Source organism: Nocardioides sp. B129/18, assembly GCF_055282735.1.
The window spans coordinates 1-1,122 of record NZ_JBUZJI010000062.1; the positions used below are offsets into that span (position 1 = coordinate 1).

Genomic DNA, 1,122 nt, shown 5'->3' on the forward strand with positions numbered 1-1,122 from the left:
CGCCCTCGACGGCGAGGATTTGGCGGCGGGCGGAACTCCGTAGCTCGGCCAGGGACCTGACGACGCCGGAATCCGACCGCGGGACACAACTAACTGGCGTTTGTCAACGTGAGCGACGTGCTCGGCGAATGAACGACGATGTCGGCTTGACTCGAGCTCAGGTTCGTGACCTCGGCCCAAATCCGCACAGTCGTCCCACAAGTGGAAGCCCCACTGAGTCCTTCTTGGCCGATATCTTCAAAAGCTTTGTGATGAGTCAGAGCGGAGACAGTGAACTGCGGTGCAGTCGGAAAGGCCTCCTGCGGAGCGTTGTCGCAGAAATCCGTCCCAGCCGGATTGAGTTGCCGGAAGTAGACCTGCACTCTCACGTACGCAGGCTTTCCCGGGTCTAGGCTGTTTCCACAGAGATCCGTGGAGCCCCCGCTCTCGTCAATAACACCGCTAGAGCCAATGCATGAACTGACTTTCACATTCACCGGAAGGTCGACGACGGTGGACTTCGGCGTTCCGTAGACCGTTGCACGGAAAGGCACCACCGACTGACCTGGAGCCAATTTTGACGACTGCCCGTCAGCAGAGGACCAGAAGCGAGTCTTCGAAAAAGAATCTGCCGCATAGGACCAAGTCATAAAACTTCCGGATTCAACCGACCACGAGGAGGAGTTTTCGACTCCGATCTTACCCGCACTGGCCTTAAGAGCGCACACACGTTGCGACGTTGAAGAGGTCTCGCTAATGAACGACATATCGACCTGGCCGGTCGAGGAGCTCAGAGCGTTCTGAGAGGTTCCGTAGGACTCCTGATCGTCATTCGAGCAGTTCAGGTTGAATCCTGCCAATACACGACCGCTACCGTTCGAATGAAAGCGAACCGTTGCTCGGATCAACCTGTCCTGCGTGTCGGCCGGGAGCGTGAATGAAAAAATGGTCTGCAAGGGGTCGCCGACTGTGATGGTCGGATTCTGAACATAGGTCGCCTTCGTGGACACACCAGGAAGAGCTTCGGTTCGGGTAATCGACGTGGATGCCAGTAGAGCCGGGGCCACGAGGACTGAACCGCCCCGGAGTTCCGGAGACTGTTTTTCTTGGCTCAGCCGGTTGGCATGAGCTCGTTCTTGGCAG

At 57.5% G+C, this 1,122-nt stretch carries 1 protein-coding gene; it reads right to left on the bottom strand.

Annotation, left to right across the window (positions count from 1 at the left end):
* Positions 1-89: 89 nt before the first annotated feature.
* Positions 90-1,122, bottom strand: a 1,033-nt coding sequence (locus ACZDWJ_RS19710; RefSeq protein WP_463523889.1) for a hypothetical protein, incomplete at its 5' end; no start/stop codon positions are given.